Source organism: Bacillus sp. C-3-6, from assembly GCF_054509685.1.
Window position 1 is genome coordinate 4,924,354 of record NZ_CM137247.1, and the last position, 19,761, is coordinate 4,944,114.

19 protein-coding genes, 2 pseudogenes and 1 riboswitch are annotated in these 19,761 nt (G+C 37.5%); of the genes and pseudogenes, 10 read left to right on the forward strand and 11 right to left on the reverse strand.

Annotated features, from left to right (window positions below; genetic code table 11):
* Positions 1–16: 16 nt before the first annotated feature.
* The 4 genes from ACW0JX_RS25415 to ACW0JX_RS25430 form a co-directional block, all read right to left on the reverse strand.
* A complete protein-coding gene (locus tag ACW0JX_RS25415; RefSeq protein ID WP_001023569.1) occupies positions 17–319 on the reverse strand; it encodes a PTS sugar transporter subunit IIB in 303 nt (100 codons plus the stop codon).
* Between the two features lie 345 nt (positions 320–664).
* On the reverse strand, positions 665–982 hold the full coding sequence (locus tag ACW0JX_RS25420) for a PTS lactose/cellobiose transporter subunit IIA (RefSeq protein ID WP_000379645.1): 318 nt from the start codon (positions 980–982) through the stop codon (positions 665–667).
* Between the two features lie 9 nt (positions 983–991).
* Complete coding sequence (gene celB / locus ACW0JX_RS25425) at positions 992–2,293, reverse strand: PTS cellobiose transporter subunit IIC (RefSeq protein WP_095689994.1); 1,302 nt, start codon at positions 2,291–2,293, stop codon at positions 992–994.
* A gap of 14 nt (positions 2,294–2,307) precedes the next feature.
* Positions 2,308–2,610, reverse strand: a complete 303-nt coding sequence (locus ACW0JX_RS25430) for a PTS sugar transporter subunit IIB (protein WP_001023543.1) — start codon at positions 2,608–2,610, stop codon at positions 2,308–2,310.
* Positions 2,611–2,833: 223 nt separating this feature from the next.
* On the opposite strand from ACW0JX_RS25430, the gene ACW0JX_RS25435 reads away from it, so the two are divergent.
* The 3 genes from ACW0JX_RS25435 to ACW0JX_RS25445 all read left to right on the forward strand — a co-directional run bounded on the left by ACW0JX_RS25435 (position 2,834) and on the right by ACW0JX_RS25445 (position 5,793).
* Positions 2,834–4,051 carry a dicarboxylate/amino acid:cation symporter gene (locus ACW0JX_RS25435; RefSeq protein WP_095689993.1) on the forward strand — a complete coding sequence of 406 codons (1,218 nt, stop codon included), beginning with the start codon at positions 2,834–2,836 and terminating at the stop codon, positions 4,049–4,051.
* A gap of 164 nt (positions 4,052–4,215) precedes the next feature.
* Positions 4,216–5,373: an acyltransferase gene (locus tag ACW0JX_RS25440; RefSeq protein ID WP_095689992.1), complete on the forward strand. Its 1,158-nt coding sequence runs from the start codon at positions 4,216–4,218 to the stop codon at positions 5,371–5,373.
* A gap of 39 nt (positions 5,374–5,412) precedes the next feature.
* Positions 5,413–5,793, forward strand: coding sequence for a VOC family protein (locus ACW0JX_RS25445; protein WP_459245196.1), 381 nt, complete (start codon positions 5,413–5,415; stop codon positions 5,791–5,793).
* A 40-nt stretch (positions 5,794–5,833) separates the two neighbouring features.
* Here the strand turns inward: ACW0JX_RS25445 and ACW0JX_RS25450 are convergent, their stop codons facing one another.
* Positions 5,834–7,834 carry a YhgE/Pip family protein gene (locus ACW0JX_RS25450; protein ID WP_459245197.1) on the reverse strand — a complete coding sequence of 667 codons (2,001 nt, stop codon included), beginning with the start codon at positions 7,832–7,834 and terminating at the stop codon, positions 5,834–5,836.
* Between the two features lie 135 nt (positions 7,835–7,969).
* Between ACW0JX_RS25450 and ACW0JX_RS25455 the strand changes: the two genes are divergently transcribed.
* Positions 7,970–8,854, forward strand: a complete 885-nt coding sequence (locus tag ACW0JX_RS25455) for a LysR family transcriptional regulator (RefSeq protein ID WP_459245198.1) — start codon at positions 7,970–7,972, stop codon at positions 8,852–8,854.
* Positions 8,855–8,901: 47 nt separating this feature from the next.
* On the opposite strand, the gene ACW0JX_RS25460 is transcribed toward ACW0JX_RS25455, so the two are convergent.
* Positions 8,902–9,987 (reverse strand): transcriptional regulator, encoded by a 1,086-nt coding sequence (locus ACW0JX_RS25460; protein WP_340782262.1) that lies wholly within the window; start codon positions 9,985–9,987, stop codon positions 8,902–8,904.
* A 91-nt stretch (positions 9,988–10,078) separates the two neighbouring features.
* Positions 10,079–10,228, reverse strand: coding sequence for a hypothetical protein (locus tag ACW0JX_RS25465; RefSeq protein ID WP_000283179.1), 150 nt, complete (start codon positions 10,226–10,228; stop codon positions 10,079–10,081).
* A gap of 255 nt (positions 10,229–10,483) precedes the next feature.
* Between ACW0JX_RS25465 and cydA the strand changes: the two genes are divergently transcribed.
* From cydA to ACW0JX_RS25480, 3 genes are all read left to right on the forward strand, one after another.
* Positions 10,484–11,839: a cytochrome ubiquinol oxidase subunit I gene (gene cydA / locus ACW0JX_RS25470; protein ID WP_144465751.1), complete on the forward strand. Its 1,356-nt coding sequence runs from the start codon at positions 10,484–10,486 to the stop codon at positions 11,837–11,839.
* On the forward strand, positions 11,832–12,857 hold the full coding sequence (locus ACW0JX_RS25475) for a cytochrome d ubiquinol oxidase subunit II (protein WP_000544183.1): 1,026 nt from the start codon (positions 11,832–11,834) through the stop codon (positions 12,855–12,857). The genes cydA and ACW0JX_RS25475 overlap by 8 nt, the downstream gene beginning before the upstream one ends.
* Positions 12,858–13,240: 383 nt before the next feature.
* The gene (locus tag ACW0JX_RS25480) at positions 13,241–14,599 is read left to right on the forward strand and encodes an arsenic transporter (RefSeq protein WP_089171995.1); all 1,359 of its coding nucleotides are present in this window, start codon (positions 13,241–13,243) and stop codon (positions 14,597–14,599) included.
* Between the two features lie 255 nt (positions 14,600–14,854).
* On the opposite strand, the gene thiC is transcribed toward ACW0JX_RS25480, so the two are convergent.
* Together thiC and ACW0JX_RS25490 are read right to left on the reverse strand one after the other, a co-directional pair.
* The gene (gene thiC / locus ACW0JX_RS25485) at positions 14,855–16,615 is read right to left on the reverse strand and encodes a phosphomethylpyrimidine synthase ThiC (protein WP_459245199.1); all 1,761 of its coding nucleotides are present in this window, start codon (positions 16,613–16,615) and stop codon (positions 14,855–14,857) included.
* A 114-nt stretch (positions 16,616–16,729) separates the two neighbouring features.
* Positions 16,730–16,845, reverse strand: a riboswitch (TPP riboswitch).
* A 71-nt stretch (positions 16,846–16,916) separates the two neighbouring features.
* Positions 16,917–16,988: pseudogene (locus ACW0JX_RS25490) on the reverse strand (L-lactate permease); the annotation flags it as partial.
* Between the two features lie 45 nt (positions 16,989–17,033).
* Here ACW0JX_RS25490 and ACW0JX_RS25495 point away from each other — a divergent pair.
* Complete coding sequence (locus ACW0JX_RS25495) at positions 17,034–17,303, forward strand: transposase (RefSeq protein ID WP_372587750.1); 270 nt, start codon at positions 17,034–17,036, stop codon at positions 17,301–17,303.
* 476 nt (positions 17,304–17,779) lie between these two features.
* On the opposite strand, the gene ACW0JX_RS25500 is transcribed toward ACW0JX_RS25495, so the two are convergent.
* A complete protein-coding gene (locus tag ACW0JX_RS25500) occupies positions 17,780–18,082 on the reverse strand; it encodes a hypothetical protein (RefSeq protein ID WP_089171997.1) in 303 nt (100 codons plus the stop codon).
* Positions 18,083–18,495: 413 nt separating this feature from the next.
* Here ACW0JX_RS25500 and ACW0JX_RS25505 point away from each other — a divergent pair, with 413 nt between their 5' ends.
* Positions 18,496–19,317: an IS110 family transposase gene (locus tag ACW0JX_RS25505; protein ID WP_459245200.1), complete on the forward strand. Its 822-nt coding sequence runs from the start codon at positions 18,496–18,498 to the stop codon at positions 19,315–19,317.
* Positions 19,318–19,383: 66 nt separating this feature from the next.
* Positions 19,384–19,644, forward strand: a pseudogene (locus tag ACW0JX_RS25510) (transposase).
* Here ACW0JX_RS25510 and ACW0JX_RS25515 read toward each other — a convergent pair.
* Positions 19,571–19,744, reverse strand: coding sequence for a hypothetical protein (locus ACW0JX_RS25515; protein ID WP_459245801.1), 174 nt, complete (start codon positions 19,742–19,744; stop codon positions 19,571–19,573). The pseudogene ACW0JX_RS25510 and the gene ACW0JX_RS25515 overlap by 74 nt on opposite strands.
* Positions 19,745–19,761: the final 17 nt, after the last annotated feature.

Below are 19,761 nucleotides of genomic sequence, written 5' to 3' on the forward strand. Positions count from 1 at the left end.
TTCGCTTCCCCCCTAATTATTTTTTAAGTGTTAATGCGTGATCTAAAACTGCTTCCCCATTCATCATGCCGTAGTGCATTGGATTGATAACGTCGATTCCAACGTTTCTCTCGTCAGCAAGCGTTTTCATTGAAGAGAGCATGTAACGAACTTGTGGTCCTAGTAATAATACATCTGCTTGATCGATATTCGTTTTTACTGCATCCCCAGATACAGCCCAAATCTTGCCTTCTAAACCGCGAGCTTTTGCAGCCGCTTCCATTTTTGTAACTAGTAAACTTGTAGACATCCCTGCTGAGCAACATAATAAAATATTCATTTGAAAATCCCCCTTGTGTAGTATAAAAAATTTATGTTTATTTATTTTTCTTTACGCTATTTATTAATGCAATTAGCGTGCCAACTTTTTAAAACCACTAAAATCAGTGCTTTTTCGAGCATTTTCTTTGTGTGTTAACGCTTTCAATTAGTGTGTCGTCCAAAAAACACACAGTGTGTTATAAAACAACACGCTTTTAACACATAACTGTATGAAAATAGATTAGTGTTTAGTTGTCTAGTTATGTTTAATATGAAAAAACACTAAAAAACTTTTTCAATGAAAAATAATTCATTATTTTAACCCACTATTTAGTGAAATAAAAAAACCTTGCATAAGCAAGGTTCATTCATCCACCGACATCTTCCTATATAACTCTACAAACTCACTTGCTAATTCTTTCACCGTAATTGCATTCATTAAATGATCTTGCGCGTGTACCATTAAAAGAGTAACTTCGGTCTTTTCGCCACCAGCTTCTTTCTGGATAAGCTCCGTTTGTACACGGTGCGCCTCTTTTAATTCCTCTAGTGCTTCTTGTAATTTAGCTTCAGCTTCTGTAAATTCCCCACGCTTCGCACAATCAATTGCTTCCATTGAACAACTTCTCGCGTTTCCCCCATGCAAGATTAAATGAAAAGCTTTCGTCTCTATCGTATCCATTTTAGTTCTTTACTCCCCCTTTTCTTCCGCCAGTTTTTGTTTATCCCATATTTTTAAGAACGGTAAATAAATGAAGAATGCTAGCGCAAAGTTAACAAGTTGCAAAATAACACCTGAAATTTTTCCGCCTGATCCTAAATATCCACTAAAAAGAATCGGTGTCGTCCAAGGTACAGCAGCTCCGCTCGGACGGGCAACTAGCCCCCATTCCATCGCAAAGTAAGAAACAATCGTTAATACAACCGGAACTACTATAAATGGAATAAGTAAAAGTGGATTCATGACAATCGGCATCCCGAAAGTCACCATTTCATTAATATTAAAAATACCAGGTGCAATCGACAATCGACCTATACTTTTTAATTGCTGACTTCGCGCAAACAATAACATTCCGACAACTAAAGCTAGTGTTGCACCTGAACCGCCCATATAAATCCATAAATCAAAAAACTGTGCGGTAATCGTATTCGGTACATCTTGACCCGCTTGAAAAGCAACTCGGTTTTGATCCATTAACGATAACCAAATTGGGCTCATTACACCACCAACAATTGCAGCACCATGAATTCCGCACGCCCAAAGAACATGGACAATAATAACTGCAATTACTGCACCCCAAAGACTAGCTCCCAGTATACTAAGCGGCTCTTGCAGTAGCTTCCCTACAACATTATGAATGCTGCCGAAAGTTGTGTGTTCAAAAATTAATCTAATAATCCAAACAACTGTCACAACAATAAATCCTGGAATAAGCGCTGCAAATGAACGCGTGACAGCTGGTGGAACTGTCTCTGGCATCTTTATAATTATCTTTTTTTGTACAATAAATCGATAAAGTTCAGTAGATATAAGTGCAATAATCATTGCTACAAATAACCCTTGGCTTCCCATTAATGCAGCTGGGATAGCGCCTTCTACAAGTACACTTTCTTTTGTACTTGGTATAATATATGCAACTTGAAATGGAGTCGCAAGTAAAAACGTCACAAGCGACAATGCCCCGGATGCTAAAGCATCCACTTTATAATACTCTCCAAGCCTGTAAGCGATTCCAAAAACAGCTATTAAAGCCATTATATTAAAAGTTGCACTAACTGGATACCCTAAAGCTCTCTGCCAATTCTCACCAAACAAACCTGCCATAAAATCGTTATATCCAGGTATCGGCAGTGCACTAATAATGAGGAAAAACGATCCAATAATTAAGAAAGGCATCGTTAAAATAATTCCATCTCGAATTGCTTGTAAATGCCTCTGCTCTGCAACCTTCCCTGCTACTGGCATCACGTACTTCTCTAAAAACCGTATCATCTATCCCACTCTCCTCATGGTTTCATTGACAAAGCTGCTTGCAAGATAGCTTCTCCATTACAAAGTCCGTAATGAACGGATTGAATGACATCAACAGGTATCCCTTTATCCTTACATAATTCTTTCATTTTCGGTAATAAATAACGTACTTGCGGTCCAAGTAAAAGGACATCAGCTTTATCAATATGACTATTCACTTCAGAACCTGATACTGCCCAGATTTTCACTTCTATCCCTCTTGCCTCTGCTGCTTTCTCCATCTTTGTAACAATCAAACTGGAAGACATTCCCGCTGCACAGCAAAGCAAAATATTCATCCCGCTTCCCTCCCCTTTTTTCTCTACCTAAATTATGGTGCATCCCTTGCCACCACTAGGTTACAAATATATATGTCTAGATTTCCTGCTGTATGCCGAGCTTAAAAACAAAAATTTCTTGGTTTTCACGCTATTCCATTTATCCGTATTCTCCTAGTAAAGAGGACTCTAACTCGCTATAATGATTCAGTATGATTTTTTTAATTGATAGGAGGATATATTTATGAAGGCATATCGCTTTCCACTTATTTTATTATCTTCTATCCTAATTGGTGGTTTCATTGGTTATTTCATGGGTGCCGATGCAGTTGCTTTAAAGCCGCTTGGTGACATTTTCTTAAACTTAATGTTTACGATTGTTGTACCTCTAGTGTTCTTTAGCATCGCATCGTCTATTGCTAATATGGATGGATTAAAACGTTTCGGTAAAATTATGTCTAGTATGGCTGGGACTTTCTTATTTACAAGTATTTTAGCTGCTATTTTTATGATTATTGTCGTGAAAGTATTCCCGCCAGCACAAGGTGTTGTACTAGAACTAACACAACCTGACAAAACCGGCAAAGCTGTTAGTGTTGCAGATCAAATCGTCGGTATTTTAACAGTATCTGACTTCTCGAAGTTACTATCTCGTGAAAATATGTTAGCTCTTATTTTCTTCTCTATCTTAATGGGGATTGCAACTTCAGCAGTTGGCGAAAAAGGAAAACCATTCGCTACATTCCTACAAGCTGGTGCAGAGATTTCAATGAAGGTTGTATCTTTCATTATGTACTACGCTCCAATCGGACTTGCTGCTTACTTCGCAGCATTAGTTGGTGAATTCGGACCACAACTTCTTGGAACTTACTTCCGAGCGGCAATGGTATACTATCCAGCTTCTCTAATTTATTTCTTTGTATTCTTCACATTCTATGCATACCTTGCAGGTCGCAAGCAAGGTGTACAAGTATTTTGGAAGAACATGGTCTCTCCTACAGTTACATCACTTGCAACTTGTAGTAGTGCCGCAAGTATTCCAGCGAACTTAGAAGCAACGAAGAAAATGGGTATTTCTTCAGACGTTCGTGAAACAGTTGTCCTTCTTGGTTCTACACTTCATAAAGACGGCTCTGTTTTAGGTGGCGTATTAAAAATTGCTTTCTTATTCGGTATTTTCAACATGGAATTCGAAGGACCGAAAACATTAGCAATCGCACTTGTTGTTTCTTTATTAGTAGGAACAGTAATGGGTGCTATTCCAGGCGGTGGTATGATTGGTGAAATGTTAATCGTATCTCTATACGGTTTCCCGCCAGAAGCACTGCCAATTATCGCAGCAATTAGTACAATCATTGATCCACCTGCAACGATGTTAAACGTAACAGCAGATAACGCTTGTGCGGTAATGACAGCTCGCCTTGTAGAAGGTAAGAATTGGATCAAAAACAAATTTGCTTAATAGCTAGAAAGAGGATGCTCTAAACGAGCATCCTCTTTTTGTCGTTATTTGTTGATAAGTTGATATTTCCTCTCGCCACAAATTTGTTAAAATCTTCACAAATATTCCACATCCATTATCCATTCTCCGTACTATAATCATGTATGGAAAAGGAGATGGAAATAATGACACAAAGCGCACCTGAATTTAAAGTTTTGCAAAGCATTGCATTTCTCGCTGTCGTTTTGCAAAGTTCCTTATTATATACAATGAATCAAGGAAATGTCTTACTTGAGCAATCCCTCATTATGGGCATGCTATTTAATCTTGCAAAATTCTCAGCACCAGCATTCATATTTATCGTTGGATTTCACTTAATTCGTCACTATACGAAGCAATTAGTATATAAAGAATATATTTCTGAAAAAGCGACACACTTACTCATTCCTTATTTCTTTTGGTCTATTCTTTACTTATTAACAACAAATGATCTTATTACATTACAAGGCGGAATAAAAAGTTTATTACTCGGAACAGCCGCGCCCCATCTTTGGTACGTTATTATGATGTTCCAAATTCACTTATTGTTCCCTTTACTATGCACACTTTTTTATTGGTTTCAAAAACGAACAGAAAATAAAAAAGACATATATAAATATATGACCTTTTTCGCTTGCCTATATTTTCTATTAATGTGGTTCTCTTCTCACTATATTTTTAATGGAGAAAAATTAACAAGTTCAACAATTTTACATTATACAGATCGATCATTTCTATTCTACTCATTCTATTTCGTTATGGGTGGCATTGCCGCTGTAGCACTAAAAACTTGGCGTCTATTCGTCATGAAACATATCCCGCTTATAACAATATTATTTTTCATCTTATTTTTATTCATCAATTATGAGTTGTTTAGTTTTTACGGAGCAAACTCTATTCATTTAACTGTTTCTACCTATTTAAAACCATCTATGTTTTTATATATCGTATGCGAAATTATCATACTGTATGTGTTATCTATTATGATAGTACAGCGTCGTGGTTTCTTATATAAAACGTTACGTTTCATTGGAAATTACACGTATGGTGCTTATTTAGCTCACTTATTCTTCTTGCAACTATGCACAAAGTTTCTTTCTTTATTCACACTGCAAGAAAATACTATATTATATAGCCTATTACTATTTGTGTTAACGGCTATTATCTCTATTTCAACAATGTTCATTTGTAGCACAATACCATTTCATACTTGGATTACAGGTCCTTCTCCTACAACAAAGATGAAATGGACGAAGGTTGTATTCCGAAAAAATCATAAAAAACTATTCAAGCCATATATTTGATATAATGATACGCATATAAAAAGAAAGCGAGAGACACCTATGATTAATCAAGTTGGACAAATTATGCTATATGTAAATAACCAAGACGAAACAGTACAATTTTGGACAGAAAAAGTAGGGTTCCAAATCATTGCGGAAGAGAATAACGGAAACGGATTCCGCTGGATTGAAATTGCACCGGCGAAAGAAGCAGGAACAAGCATCGTCCTTCACGATAAAGCGTTAATCGCGAAGATGCAACCTGAACTAAACCTTAATACACCTTCACTTATGTTCTTCTCAAATGACTTAGACCGTCTATATAAAGATCTTTCTGAGAAAAATGTCACAGTTGGACAGGTTGTAGATTTACCTACTGGTAGAGCATTCAACTTTGCTGATAATGAAAATAATTACTTTGCAGTAATGGAACGTAATTAAAAAATAAGCTATCCGAAAAAATCGGATAGCTTATTTCATTTTAAGAAACTTGTTCTACATTCGTTTCTCTATGCTGTATATGGCTCGTGATCCAAGCAATTCCACCGGCAACAACGAGATAACATAACAATATTAAAATTTGTATTTTTAATTGCGACCAATCTCCTAAAGAGATAACATCTTGTAATCCTCTAAGAGAATGAGACATTGGGAGAAACTGCCCAATTTTGCTAAGAACAGCTATGTTTAATTCTCCTGGGAAAGTCCCCCCGCTTGTCGCTAATTGCAAGACAAGAAGCGTTACTGCTAAGAACTTTCCAACAAGACCAAATACTGTTACTAACATAAGAATAAATGTCATGAACGTAAAGGAAATCACAATACTTGATAAAACAAAAAGTGGCACACTGGCAACTTCTAATTTCATAACACCTAGCACAACTACATCTACGAGTAGCGCTTGAATAAGTCCAATTAAATATACCAATCCTAGTTTATTAATAAAATGTACCGTTCCACTTACCTTCATATTTTGTCTACGACCAAGCGGTAAAATATTCGATGCCATAATTCCGCCAACATAAAATGCAAGCGATAAGAAATATGGTGCAATGCCTGAACCGTAGTTAGGAACGTCAGAAACTGTTGACTTCACTAACTGAACTGGCTCTGAGAACATCGTATTGCGTGCATCATCATTACGAACATTCGCTATCTTCTCTGCACCCTCTCCCAATTTCGCAGAAAGTTCTTTCGCACCATCATCCAGTTTAACAAGTCCATTTGTTAATTTACTAGCACCGTTATTCAGCTCCGTTCCACCACTCGCAAGCTGGTTTACACCTTCTTGCAATGATGTAAATCCATTTCCCCACTTCGTAAATCCATCAGCCAAATTCGATGCACCATCTGCTATCTTTTGCGTTCCAGCAGTAGCTTCATTTAACTTAACTCCGAATGTATTTATGCCTTCTTCAATCTTATGTTGACCGTCAGTAAGCTTCTTCGCACCTTGTGTCAATTGTTGTTGGCTATTATTTAACGTACTTGTTGCTTTAGCTAGTCCATTAGACGTAGCAACAATTTTTTGAAAAGAGGGATCTTGCTGCACTTCTGGATGATTTTTCACGTACTCTTCTAATTGTTGTTTTACACTATTTGCCGCATTGTCCGCTTTCGCTTGCCCTTCAGCAAGTTTTTCATTTCCATTCACCCATTCATTTGTAGCAGCACTTAATTCACTAATTCCTGATTGTAACGTTTTTTCACCTTGTACTAGTAATTCCATACCACTATGAAGTGATGTCGCTCCTTGACTCAGCTCATTTGCTCCCCCGGTTAAAGCAGATTGACTGGATGCAAGCTTGTCACTTCCTTCTTTCAATTTCGATGTCCCATCACTTAAACGATCAATACCATCCGCAAGCTGATTCGCTCCATTTCTTGCATCGGTCGTTCCTTCATGTAACTTCCCAGCACCATTACTTGCATCACTCAATCCTTGTGCCAAATCTTGAAACTTTGAAAAGACACCTTCTGTATAAGATTTCGTAATACTATTTGAGATTTTTGTTTTCATATTTTCAACAGCTGTCGTTCCAATTTGAGCCGCTACAAAGTTTTTACCTGGATTTACTTTGTACTGCAACTTTGCCGGCTCTGGTTTCTCATCCATAAGTGTACTTACCTTTTTAGAGAAATTCTCTGGAATCGTAACAACCATATAATATTTATCTTCTTTTAACCCTTCATCTGCATTTTTTTCTGATACGAAATGAAAAGCTAGTTCCTTATTCTCTTTTAAATTTTTAACAAAATCGTCTCCTGCATGAATTGTTTTTTCATCCATCACAGCACCCTTATCTAAGTTCACAACTGCAACGGGTAATTTATCTAATCTTCCGTACGGATCCCAATACCCAGCTAAAAAGAATCCTGAATAAATTAACGGAACGATTAATAAAAAAATTAAAGCGATACGTCCATGTTTATGGTGCCACATCGCTTTCCAATCTTTAAATATTAGTTGAATTCCCTTCATGAAACATACTCCTTTTTCTAATTTAACACCCTTCGAATGGTTTAACAGATTTACTATACACGTCACTTTCCATACTGTATAATACATCTTTAATTATCAATTCATTCCTTTTGGTCTATAGAAAGGAGATTCGAAATGGAACTGCTCCAGTTAAAATACTTTCAGACAGTCGCACGACTAGAACATATGACAAAGGCAGCTGAAGAATTGCATATCGCGCAACCTTCACTCAGCAAAACAATAGCTAGACTCGAAAAGGATTTAGGCGTCCCTTTATTTGATCGCCAAGGCCGACAGATTACTTTAAATTCTTTCGGAAAAGTATTTTTAAAACGAGTAGAACGTATTTTTCATGAATTAAGTGAAGGGGAACGAGAAATTAAAGATTTAGCCGAATTACAACAAAGCTCTATTACACTGGCCGTTTCTATTCCGAGAATATTACCAGAACTACTTGGCTCTTTTTTACTAGAACATCCTAACGTTCGATTCCAACAATTTCTTGCATCCACTCCTTCTATGAAACGACAACTAGATAATATAGAAATTGACTTTTGTATCTCCTCTGTGCCAATTGAAGGTGAGGAGATTGTTTGGGAACCACTTATTACAGAAGAAATTTTCTTAGTCGTCCCTTCAGGCCACCGTTTATCCGGCCGAGAAAATATCCACCTGCATGAAGTAAAAGACGAACCATTTATTAGTATGAACACTGGCTACGGATTTCGGCACTTAACGGATGAATTTTGTAAAGAAGCTGGTTTCACTCCGCATATTGCTTTTGAAGTCGATGAACCGACCGTGATTAGCGACCTCATTAAGCAAGGTCTCGGCATCGCTTTTGTTCCAAGTTTAACTTTATTAAAAAACTCTACTTTAGCATCAAGCAAGTTGCGTATTATTGAACCCACTTGTCAGCGAACCATCGGATTAAGTTGGTCAAAAAAACGTTACTTAGCAAAAACAGCTCAGCAATTCCGTGAATTTGTGATTGACTACTTCTCTAATATTAGAACGTAAAATTATATGAACAAATAAAAGGTGCCACCCTCATATGGTGGCACCTTTTATTGTTCACTCTTTTTTAATTCCATTTCAGCTAAAAGTGGTAGCACGTTATCAAAAATATGCGTATTATTATTTTCACCTGTTACATATCCACCGTAATATCTACTAAATACGTTGTCATTTCGGAATGTGGCCATATGATCATACAATTCCTTCGCAAACTTTGTATCACCTGTTTGTAGTACGTACAAAATTGTTAATCCGTACGCGGCCGGCGATTCATAATTCACAGTTTGTTTTCCCGTTTCTAAATTGTAACGACCGTATAGCTTTCCATCCTCTTGGAACTTCTTCTTTATAAATTCCAAATAAGCAGCTGATGAAAGATCTCCTAAACTTCGATGATATGCAACGTATGATTGGTCAATAAGATTCACTTCTTTATCGTACGTAAATGTACCATCTTCTTTATACTCTTTTGGGAATGCCCAGCCATGCCTTGGATAATCCGCTAAAAATTGAACGACTTCCTGATATTGCTGAGCAGAAACTTTGCCGTACTTCTTCATATAGGAGAATGCACGCGGATTTATGTATGATGTTGTTACAAAATTATTTTGTTTCCCTGCATCTGCATCATAATAATCAACATAATAATTATCTTTTTTATTATAACGAAGTACAGCATCACTTAATTGATCGGCAAGGTTTTTATAACGCTCTTCCTTATACATTTCATAAGCACGATATAATTGTTCTATAATACGAAGATCATCTATAAGTGCATTTGTAGCTGACTGCCTCTCTCCCTTTTCAGAGAGTTTCCATAAAACGATATGATTCTTATATATGAAATTATCTTGAATAACCTTTACTTGCTCATCAAATAACGCCTGATCATCTTTATCAAGTGTATACTGTAACCATAATCCCGCCGATTCTGATAATGCTTCACGTCCCTTAGCTTCACCCGTACCTGCCTTAGTATCTACTAAACGATACGTGGCAAGTGTTCCATTGTCATTCACCATATGTCTTAAAATAAAATTTTCTGTACGGTTTCCTTGTAAAGCTGACCAAAATACAATTCCACCTAAAGCGATTAAGAAGATAACTCCAATCCCTATATATAAACGTTTCCGCAATCTTTTCACCTCCCTAGTAAGGCTAACCTTAATTTTATCAGAACATACATAAATTTAAAAAAGACAATCTATTAGATTGTCTCCCCCATTTCTATCCCTCACAAACCTCTTTAGAAGGTTTATATAGCGATTGTACAAGTCGATCATATTCACGACGCGTAATTTCTTTATTATATAGCTTCAATAATAAATCTCTATGCTCTTTTGAAAATGCCATCTTTTTAATGACTTCAGGATACATAAAACACCCTCTCCATTTCACATAAACTTCTTGATTCCGAAAAACAGAACTTATGTTCGCATAAAAGATTATAAAAGATTCCTGAGCAAAAAACAAACAAAACATGACCAACCATTTATTTCTTTCTATTCAAAATATTACAACATTATATTATCATATTCACTTTTTAAATACATATATATTTTTGGTAGTTTTTTTGAATAAATCTTCCAATTCAATCAGAAAATAATGGCAAAAAAGAAGAGGAGTTTACATATGGATACGGTAACATTAGCAAGAGCATTTTTTGGTTCTTCATTAGCATTCCACATTATCTTTGCAACACTTGGCGTCGGACTTTCATTGATGATTTTTATAAGCGAAATACTCTATCACTGGAAGAAAGACTCCGACTATGCCATTATGGCGAAAAGATGGACAAAGGCGTTTGCTATTCTTCTCGGTGTAGCAATTCCAACTGGAACAATTGTTGGTGTGCAAATCTCACTTCTTTGGCCTGGTTTCGCCAAAATTGTTGGGCAAGTTATTTCTGTTCCCTTCCAAATTGAGATTTTCGCCTTCTTTTTGGAGGCTTTATTCATGTCGATTTACGTATATGCAGCTGATAAACTTCCTCCATTTATGAGATTAATCTCGCTATTTTTCGTCATGCTTGGTGCCACGGCATCCGCCGTACTCATTACATCAGCAAATACATGGATGAATACACCAGCAGGCTTTTCAATGAATCCAGATGGATCTGTTTTTAACGTTGATCCGTGGAAAGCTTTCTTTAATCCGAGTTTTGGCACAAGTGCATTCCATGTTGTTATTACGGCTTATGCAACTGGTGCGGCTGTCATTGCTTCTATCGCTGGATTTAAATTATTGAAGAAAAATTTAAGTACACGTGAAATTGCTTATCATAAAAAAGGGCTACTATTAGGGCTTGTCGTTACATTTATTACAGGCGCTACGATGTGGCTTTCAGGACATGAATCAGCGATTGCCTTACATAAACACTCACCTGAAAAACTTGCATCTGCTGAAGCTTTATTTGAAACGACATCACACGCACCGCTATCCATTGGCGGAGTTGTGGATCCTAATACACTTGAACTAAACTACGCACTTGAAATTCCAAACATGCTTAGCTTATTAGTGGGACTAGACCCTAGCACTGTCGTAAAAGGTTTAAAGGAATTCCCACAAGAAACATGGCCACCATTTTATACACATACACTATTCAACTTAATGGTCGGCACTGCTGCGTTTACCTTTGCAGTTGCAGCAATTGCGCTCTTATATTGGTACTTCGTTTACCGAAAAAAGGGAACAGAACTACCAAAGTGGCTACTTTGGGGGGCTGCTGCATGCGGACCAATTATGATGCTCGGTATTGAATTCGGCTGGATTTTCAGTTGTAGCGGTCGTCAACCATGGACAATTTATGGTATGCAACGTACCGTCGATGCATCTACACGCGCCGATTTCGTCGGTCCTTTATTTGTTTTGTTCATCATTTTATATGTTGGACTCGCTATTTTAACAGTCATTGTTCTACGGACATTCTTTAGAAGACATCCATTAAAGAATGATTTACAACACCAAGGAGGCGATTCTCATGCATGAGGAAAGTATTGCAATCATCATCTTATGGGCCCTTATTTTCGTATACAGTATATTAGGGTCCATCGATTTTGGCGCTGGTTTTTGGGGCATGGTATACGCAAAACATCCAACGCTCGCTGCTAAACTTGCGAATCGGTACTTATCACCAACTTGGGAAGTAACAAATACGTTTCTCGTCTTCGTCGTTGTCGCATTTCTCGGCTTCTTTCCGAAAGCAGCCTTTACTCTTGCGACAGTAATGTTCGTACCAGTTATGTTAATTTTAGTGCTCGTTGCAGTACGTAGTACATTTATGGTATTTGCTTACTCCTTGCCGAAATATCAGTACCTTCTTCGGGTTATTTCAGGTATTACTGGTCTCTTAATTCCAGCACTATTAATTACCGTTTTACCCGTTACAGAAGGAGCCTATATTACAATGTCTGAAGGGAAAGAAGTACTCCTGTATGGAAAACTTCTTTCTAGCCCGGTTATCTATTGCTATATGCTCTTCGGAATAACGTCTGAACTATTTCTCTCCTCTCTCTTTCTTGCTGATTTTGCGAGAGAACAAAGTTCAGAAGATACGTATAGAATTTATAGAAGAAATGCCATCATCCTTGGTCCTGCAACGCTCGTTACGGCGATCATCGCCCTCGTTGTAATGGATCCTGAAACACATTGGCTTATGCAAGGATTAATAAAGCAATTCCCGTGGTTTACAGTTTCTATTGTTTTATTCGTTATCGGATACTCGTCCCTTTGGTGGACAAACAAAAAGTACAATACACTAGGATATCCTCGCATTGCCGTTTTAGCTGTCGTCGCTCAATATGCATTTGCAAGCTACGCTTACGGCGTCGCGCATTTACCTTATATTATTTATCCTGACGTAACTGTATTTACAAGCTTTACAACGACAGAAACGTTCTATGCACTGCTCATTCTATACGCAATTGGGATTGCAATTTTATTACCAGGATTTATTTTCTTCTGGAATTTATTCTTGAAGGATCGTACTTTTTTGAAGGAAAAATAATATAGCATTGGGGTCTGTTCCAAAAGGTATTTTGGGATGGGCTCCTTTTGTCATGTTTTGTCGATAAGTCGATATATTTTAAAAATCGCTGATATATTTTGAGTTGCGCCGATATATTTCAATGATCGCTGATATATTTTGAGTTACGCCGATATATTTCAATAATCGCCGATATAAATCTCATTTACTACCCAATCAATTTATAGACTCCTCTCATAATAGTTATTTCACTATTCGTGACACTTGTCCTTTAGCTTGAAAAACACATATTCGCTTCATCTCGTTATACGTCTAGTTCTTCTTATTTTTTGCTGAATATACTACCAATATAAACTTGAGACAAGCTACATCTGTTCAAGGGAAAATAGAAAGGTAGGCAAAATATGAGCATTGAAATATGGATTACTATTATTGTATTCTTCTTAACGATGATTGTTATCTTTTGGCGGCCTCGTGGTTTAAATGAGGCATGGCCAGCAGCAATCGGAGCTGGTATCATCATAATTACTGGACTTGTATCAAAACCAGACATCATGGATATTATAAGTAAAATTGGCGGTGCCTCCATAACAATATTAGCAACTATTGTTATGGCAGTTATATTAGAAAGCTTCGGCTTCTTCCATTGGTCCGCAGCGAAACTAGCAAATTTAGCAAAGGGTTCTGGGCGCCGCTTATACTGGTATATTCAATTATTATGTTTTCTTATGACTCTTTTATTTAATAACGACGGTAGTATTTTAATTACAACTCCCATTTTAATTCTTCTTCTAAAAAATCTTCAATTAAAACCTCATCAGCAAATTCCTTATTTATTAAGTGGTGCTTTAATCGCTACGGCATCTAGTGCACCAATTGGTGTAAGTAATATCGTAAATTTAATCGCATTAAACATCGTCCATATGACTCTTTATATGCATACTGCTATGATGTTTGTACCTGCAACATTAGGCTTATTATTTATGTCATGGCTTATGTATACAGTTTTGAAGAAAAAACTTCCGAAAAAATTACCTGTTTCTTCATATGATATTGAAGAAATTTTCTTCACGAAAAACTTCCATCCACTAAAAGGAAATAATTCTGTTGATACGAAACAAAAGCGTACAAGATTCATGTTAAAAGTATTAGGTTTCGTCTTCCTTATGCGCTGCCTTTTATTCGTTGCATCCTTCTTATCCATTCCAATCGAAATTGTTGCTGTACTTGGTTCACTCGTTCTTCTCATTTGGAGATGGTACTACTTACGAACAAACCCTGTCGATATCTTGAAAAAGACACCGTGGCACATTTTAATTTTCGCTTTCTCTATGTACGTCATTATTTACGGGCTTCACAATGCAGGATTAACAGCGGCGCTCGTAAATTGGCTTGAACCAGTTGTAAGTCAACATCTACTCTATGCTAGCTTTGCAATGGGTGGACTCGTCTCCCTCCTCTCTAACGTCTTCAATAACCATCCTGCACTTATGATTGGTACAATCACATTAACCGAAATGGGACTAGACCCAGTCACATTAAAAACTATCTACCTCGCAAACATTATTGGTAGTGACATCGGTTCACTATTATTACCAATTGGTACACTAGCTTCCCTCATTTGGATGTATATTCTGAAACAAAACAAAATTAAAGTAAAATGGAAAGACTATTTAAGTGTATCCCTTATCGTTATTCCTCTCACAACAGTCGTCACATTATTCCTCTTATTCTACTGGGTACATCTCTTCTTCGCCTTATAAAGTGAAACTTTAATCAGTGGGGGTTTTGTTCATCCCCCACTGATTATTAGCCTTAACCAATCGGGCTTTTACGGGCAGCCCGACCCCGACCTAACTTCTTTGCTTCCGCTGAATTTTGAGGTGGGGGTCTTACTGCCCACAAATAGCGGGATAAACAACAGAAGCCCCATTTGCTACCGTCTTAGCAAATGGGGCTTCTTCTATAATAAAGTTAGGTACTACAGTGTGATCAATCAAGTAAAGAGGTGTAACGTGTTATTGATATAAATGACTACCAGCTTCTTTAAATTCTTCTGCTTTCTCTTTCATTCCTTTTTCAATTGCTTCTGTCGTTTCTAAATCATTTTCTTTTGCATATTCACGGATATCATGTGAAATTCTCATACTACAAAACTTCGGTCCACACATTGAACAGAAGTGAGCTGTCTTTGCCCCTTCTGCCGGCAACGTTTCATCATGATATTCCATCGCACGTTCAGGATCTAAAGATAAATTAAATTGATCGCGCCAACGGAATTCGAAGCGTGCTTTTGAAAGTGCATCATCACGCTGATGAGCCGTTTTATGTCCTTTCGCAAGATCAGCCGCATGCGCTGCAATTTTGTACGTAATAACACCCGTGCGTACATCATCTTTATTCGGTAAACCTAAATGTTCTTTCGGCGTTACATAACAAAGCATCGCCGTTCCAAACCAACCGATCATCGCAGCTCCAATTGCCGATGTAATATGGTCATAACCTGGTGCAATATCTGTCGTTAGCGGCCCAAGTGTGTAAAACGGCGCGCCCTGACAAATATCAAGCTCTTTCTCCATATTCTCTTTAATTAAGTGCATCGGTACGTGTCCAGGTCCTTCAATCATAACTTGCACATCATGTTTCCAAGCAATTTTGGTTAATTCGCCAAGTGTTTCAAGCTCAGAAAACTGTGCTTCGTCATTTGCATCTGCAATAGACCCTGGACGTAATCCATCTCCAAGAGAGAACGAAACATCGTACTGCTTCATAATTTCACAAATCTCTTCAAAGTGAGTATATAGGAAGTTTTCTTTATGATGGAATAGACACCACTGCGCCATAATCGAACCACCGCGCGAAACGATACCTGTCGTACGCTTTGCCGTGATTGGAATGTAACGAAGCAATACACCAGCGTGAATTGTAAAGTAATCAACGCCTTGCTCCGCCTGCTCAATTAACGTATCACGATATACTTCCCACGTTAAATCTTCTGCAATTCCGTTTACTTTTTCCAGCGCTTGATAAATCGGTACAGTTCCAACTGGTACAGGCGCGTTACGAATAATCCACTCACGCGTCGTATGAATATTTTTACCTGTAGATAAATCCATAATCGTATCTGCACCCCAGCGCGTTGCCCATGTCATCTTCTCTACTTCTTCTGCAATCGAAGAAGATACAGCTGAGTTTCCGATATTCGCGTTTACCTTCACATGGAAATTACGCCCGATGATCATCGGTTCAGCTTCTGGATGATTAATATTCGCTGGTAAAATAGCGCGGCCTTCTGCGATTTCCTTACGAACAAACTCCGGCTCTACCCCTTCACGAATCGCAACATACTCCATCTCAGACGTAATAATGCCATTACGTGCATAGTGCATTTGCGTAACGTTTGCACCTTGCTTTGCTCTAAGTGGCTTGCGATCCATCTGCGGGAAAACAGGTGTATGTTTCGAAGCCACTTTCACACCGTCATCCTCTGGTTTCACTTCACGCCCTTCGTATGCTTCTACATCACCACGCCCCAGAATCCAAGAATGACGCGGCGTTGGAATTCCCTTTTCCAGCTCCACTTTATACGCCGGATCCGTATAAGGACCGCTCGTATCATACACACGGACTGGAGGATTTGGGATGCCGTTCGTTTCGCTTTGTTCAATCTCACGCATCGGCACTTTCATGCCTGCGCGTGGTCCATCCACATATACTTTCTTACTCCCTGGTAAACTCGATTTCAATTCAATTTGCTCAGCTGAAACAGACTGTTTCATAACCTTTGTTGCCTCCCCTGTTCGTGACAAGGACGAGATATGGCCAGCGCATGCCAAAATAAAAAGAGCCAGGTCCATAAAAAAATAAGGACCTGGCTCATAAAAGACATCATTATGTAAAGCCGTTAACTTCCCTACGCTGGTACGAGCCAGATCAGGTCCAAAGGGTTAAGAAGATCACGCGCTTCTCTCTCAGCCTACGCATACGTTAGGCACCCCTAGTTTATCACTGATTTAATTTTCAATACTTTCCCATCATACACGATAATCTGAAAAATGCAAAGGTTATTTCTTTTTCTCTTTATGGAATCATCCACGTTAAATAATATGCTTGAACATACCTCATAATACCAACAATAATTACGAAGAACACCCTATTGTAAAAATAGTTTATGACTTAACATGGGAGTTTAAAAACATCTTCACCACAAAGAGTATTGAGAATTTCGACCATTGTATTGAGAAAATGAAGAATACTAATATACAAGAGTTTAAGAGCTTTACGAATGGATTAGCCGGGGATATTGAAGCTGTCAGAAATGCGGTAACTTATGAGAATAATAATGGTCTTGCCGAAGGGAGCATAAACAAGTTAAAGCTTATTAAAAGAATTATGTATGGTCGATACAAATTCTCCACATTGCGGACAAAGATTCTACTTTTGGAGAGAATGAGACTTTTCAACTAACTCCGGAAAGAACCATTTTTTACTTGCCAAATACATTCATCAGTCCCGTTTGACAAAGAGCCTTTGTCTCTGCTGCATTTCGCTACAACTGCTACCTGCCATACAACCTGCAATAGAGATAGGTAACAATTTACTATACAAGGAACAAAATTGACCTGCTCCTCCATTTAGTGATTTAACTACCTTTATTATTCAGTGCTAAAACTCAAAGAAAAAGATCTTACATTTATTGTAACATTTTTCCTTAATACGTTAATTATTTTTTGTTGTCTTGTTAGTTAAAGGGGTACTTAGTACAAAAAATAACCGTAGATAGTAGCACGAACACTGTTCTTGTTATAATTAATTTTTTTCAGAACGTCTATAATCCTCTTTTAAAAAATATATGTAAATATAATAAAAAACGAATGATTAATAGAAATATTCTACACCACTCGTTTTTTATCGGACTTCTTTTTACTGTACTTTTATTTTCTTTATGAGTTATTAGAAAAATAATTGTCTATATAAGTCTTTATTTTTTCAAAATTCTTTTCCATAAATAAGATTGCTGGTACTTCAATTATTGGAAGATTATTTTCATTATCAAAAGCTGGACACGGTTTGGGAACTACCAAATAGTCAACTGAGTTTTTATCCCTGATATAATTAATTGAAACATCATAATACTTAGAAAAATATTCCTTCAAATCATTCTGATTCCTTAAAAATGGTAGAGAAAATATTGAACCATAATTTATACCAGCGTCGACAATTAATACAAAGCATATTTTTTTCATGATACACCCTCCTCGTATAATAAGTTTTAAGTTAATAACTGTTCCTTGAAAATTAAATAGTTTTTATCTTCAAGAGCTACATCAAAAAAATGATGTATGGGTAAAATTTAGTCTTGGATACTGGGGGATTTCTCCAGATAATGGAAGTGTGGAAATGGATCCATCGGGAATATGCTTACTCCTCCTGTAGTTCGACCACGTTAAAAGACTGTGACCCAGACCAAAATGCACTGCATACGCACAAGCTGTATCGGTTTCCTTCACTTACCTCTCATAGTGGTGGGAGGACAGCTTAGATGAAGGCAATCATTGAATACTCATACGCGAGGTTGTGGCTATGTTTTGGACTCTAGGGAGATTCCACAGTATCCAAGCTCATTCCAAATACTATTCAAAGAAAGGAGGTCCTTTCTTTGAGATTATTCGTAGCTATTGATGTAAGCTCTGAAAAACTTGATGTATGTTTTCTTGACAGTCATGACACTGTTTTGAAAGAAATTTGTCTTTCAAACGATGTGAATGGTGCCAACGCCATTAAGGAGGATGTTCTCCATTTTCACCAGTTGTACAACTATAAAAAAATTGTCATTGGCATGGAATCTACTTCCGTCTATAGTTTCCATCCTTCCATGTTCCTAACGGAAGATAAGGATTTGAGGGCTTTAGACGTGGAAGTGGTCGTACAAAATCCAAAAGCCATCCATCGGTATAAAAAACTCTTCGAAGAAGATAAGACCGATAAAATAGATGCTTTCCGTATTGCCGATTTTTTACGAATCGGACGGTATAATAAGTTTCTTATCAAGGAGGAAAAATACGTTGCCCTTCAACGTTTAACACGATCTAGATATCAACTCGTTCACCAGCAAACAGAATGTAAGCAACACTTTCTGAAGAACCTTTACTACAAATGTAATACGTTATCGAAAGAGTTAAATATCCCTGTTTTTGGTGCGACGATGATGGAAATACTCTCAGATTCCCTTTCGTTGGATGAAATCGCAGAAATGGATCTAGAAGCACTCGCTACTCTTCTTCAGAAAAAGGGGAAAGGACGCTTTAGCGACCCGGAAGATTTAGCGAAAACCATCAAGAAAGCCATACGTGACTCCTACCGACTAGGTAAGGTCGTTCAAGACTCTGTGGACGTTGTATTAGCCACTTATGCACGATTGATTCAAACATTGAAAAAACAAATCAAAGAGATAGAAAAAAGCATTACTGCTTTATTCTAAGCCATTCCAGAAGCGAGATATTTAACAAGTGTTCCAGGCATTGGAGTCGTATACGCCGCGGGAATCATTGCGGAAGTTGGACAAATTGAACGCTTTGAGAACGAAGCACAATTGGCCAAATACACCGGTCTTTACTAGAAAAAATCGCAATCTGGAAACTTTGAATCGGAACGAACACCCATGACACGAACGGGAAACCAGTATCTTCGTTATTACATGGTTGAAGCTGCCAACTCTGTACAACTTCGTGAAGCTACTTACCGTGCTTATTATTTAAAGAAATATGATGAAGTTCCGAAATACAAACATAAAAGAGCCCTTGTCTAAAGCCGTAACTAGATTCGCTAAATTGTTTTTCAAATATTGAACCAAGCACTTCACTGATTGCTTGTTGAACAACCCTATCCACTACTGTCGGTATTCCCAATTTGCGCATCTTCCATA

Coding starts and splice junctions, on each gene's coding strand:
- ACW0JX_RS25465 (WP_000283179.1), bottom strand. CDS start 10,228: ATGTATCCTGAAGTCATTAAAAAGATGGCATTTTCAAAAGAGCATAGA.
- ACW0JX_RS25415 (WP_001023569.1), bottom strand. CDS start 319: ATGAATATTTTATTATGTTGCTCAGCAGGGATGTCTACAAGTTTACTA.
- thiC (WP_459245199.1), bottom strand. CDS start 16,615: ATGAAACAGTCTGTTTCAGCTGAGCAAATTGAATTGAAATCGAGTTTA.
- ACW0JX_RS25435 (WP_095689993.1), top strand. CDS start 2,834: ATGAAGGCATATCGCTTTCCACTTATTTTATTATCTTCTATCCTAATT.
- ACW0JX_RS25500 (WP_089171997.1), bottom strand. CDS start 18,082: ATGAAAAAAATATGCTTTGTATTAATTGTCGACGCTGGTATAAATTAT.
- ACW0JX_RS25440 (WP_095689992.1), top strand. CDS start 4,216: ATGACACAAAGCGCACCTGAATTTAAAGTTTTGCAAAGCATTGCATTT.
- ACW0JX_RS25480 (WP_089171995.1), top strand. CDS start 13,241: ATGAGCATTGAAATATGGATTACTATTATTGTATTCTTCTTAACGATG.
- celB (WP_095689994.1), bottom strand. CDS start 2,293: ATGATACGGTTTTTAGAGAAGTACGTGATGCCAGTAGCAGGGAAGGTT.
- ACW0JX_RS25430 (WP_001023543.1), bottom strand. CDS start 2,610: ATGAATATTTTGCTTTGCTGTGCAGCGGGAATGTCTTCCAGTTTGATT.
- ACW0JX_RS25445 (WP_459245196.1), top strand. CDS start 5,413: ATGATTAATCAAGTTGGACAAATTATGCTATATGTAAATAACCAAGAC.
- ACW0JX_RS25420 (WP_000379645.1), bottom strand. CDS start 982: ATGGATACGATAGAGACGAAAGCTTTTCATTTAATCTTGCATGGGGGA.
- cydA (WP_144465751.1), top strand. CDS start 10,484: ATGGATACGGTAACATTAGCAAGAGCATTTTTTGGTTCTTCATTAGCA.
- ACW0JX_RS25450 (WP_459245197.1), bottom strand. CDS start 7,834: ATGAAGGGAATTCAACTAATATTTAAAGATTGGAAAGCGATGTGGCAC.
- ACW0JX_RS25475 (WP_000544183.1), top strand. CDS start 11,832: ATGCATGAGGAAAGTATTGCAATCATCATCTTATGGGCCCTTATTTTC.
- ACW0JX_RS25455 (WP_459245198.1), top strand. CDS start 7,970: ATGGAACTGCTCCAGTTAAAATACTTTCAGACAGTCGCACGACTAGAA.